Consider the following 1,475-nt stretch of genomic DNA (forward strand, 5'->3'; position numbering starts at 1 on the left):
GCCTTCGCGGTCCTGGGCTCCGGTGCCGCTTCGCGCCCCGCCGCCTTCGGTGTCCCGGTCCGTACGGCGGGCCGCGGCGCGGCCGCGTCCCGGCTGAGCCCGGCCCGTGCCGAGCAGACCGGCCAGGCGGTGGGCCCCTGCGCCCTGAGCACCTTCTCGGCGACCGCGATCTGCTGCCGCTCGGTCGCCAGGTCCGCCCGCGGGGCGTACACGCCGCCGCCGTACGCCTGCCAGGTGGACCGGCTGAACTGGAGCCCGCCGTAGTAGCCGTTGCCCGTGTTGATCTGCCAGTCGCCGGTCGACTCGCAGCGCGCCACCTTGTCCCAGACGTCCACCGATGCCGCGCCGGCCGATCCGGCCGTGAGCAGCGGCAGCGCGAGCCCGGCGCCGCCTGCGGTGACGGCGAGCGAGGCACGGTTGATCCGGCTCGGCTCGTAACGGCGATGACGACCGGATGCGGCCATGACGGCTCCCCCACTCGCATGTCGGACACGCCCTCCGGGCACGTCGCAGGGCGCAAAAGTAAGGCGGTTGTGGAGGGAATGACAAGAGCGCGTGTTCACCGTAACCTTGGAGCCGCTATGGGAGAGCGCTCTCCGACTGGTGGGCGCGGAGGGGCCTACATGACGGACGAAGAGCTGGACACCCTGGTCGCCGCGGTGGACCTGACGGCCGGGGTGCGGCTGCTGACCGGGGCATCCGGCTGGCGAACCCACGCCGAACCGGCTGCCGGACTGCGGGCGCTGGTCACGTCCGACGGGCCGGTGGGTGTGCGCGGCGAGTCGTGGGACGAACGGGAGACCTCCCTGGTGCTGCCGTCCCCCACCGCTGTCGCGGCCGCCTGGGACGAGGAACTCGCGGCGGAACTGGGCGGGTTGCTGGCCGCCGAGGCCCGGCACAGAGGCGTGGACGTACTGCTGGCGCCCACCCTGAACCTGCACCGGACACCGCTCGGCGGCCGCCACTTCGAGTGCTACTCCGAGGATCCGCTGCTGACCGCCCTGGTCGGTGCCGCGCTGATCCGCGGCGTACAGGCGGGCGGAGTCGCCGCAACGGCCAAGCACTTCGTGGCCAACGACACGGAGACCGACCGCCTCACAGTCGATGTCCGCGTCGGTGAACGGGCCTTGCGCGAGGTGTACTTGGCGCCCTTCGAAGCCGCCGTCGAGGCCGGTGTGTGGGTGGTGATGTCGGCGTACAACCGGGTCAACGGCGCCACCATGTCGGCGAGTCCGCTGCTGGCCGAACCGCTGAAGGGCGAGTGGGGCTTCGACGGCCTGGTGATCTCGGACTGGGGCGCGGTGCGCACCACCGTGGAGACCGCGCGGGCCGCCCAGGACCTCGCCATGCCCGGCCCGGACGGCGCCTGGGGGGACGCACTGCTGGCGGCCGTACGGACCGGGGCGGTCGCGCGGTCGGCGGTGGACGACAAGGTGCGCAGACTGCTGCGGCTGGGCGGCCGGGTGGGCGCGCGC

General features: G+C 73.5%; 2 protein-coding genes. One reads left to right on the plus strand and one right to left on the minus strand.

Features of this window, described 5'->3' with window-relative positions; genetic code table 11:
- Positions 1-464 (minus strand): transglycosylase family protein (locus tag G3I19_RS36430; RefSeq protein ID WP_164267937.1); only part of this gene is annotated, 464 nt, incomplete at its 3' end.
- Positions 465-623: 159 nt separating this feature from the next.
- Between G3I19_RS36430 and G3I19_RS36435 the strand changes: the two genes are divergently transcribed.
- On the plus strand, positions 624-1,475 hold an 852-nt coding region (locus G3I19_RS36435; protein WP_164267938.1), incomplete at its 3' end, for a glycoside hydrolase family 3 protein.

Source organism: Streptomyces sp. SID10853, assembly GCF_010548145.1.
Taxonomy (GTDB): Bacteria; Actinomycetota; Actinomycetes; order Streptomycetales; family Streptomycetaceae; genus Streptomyces.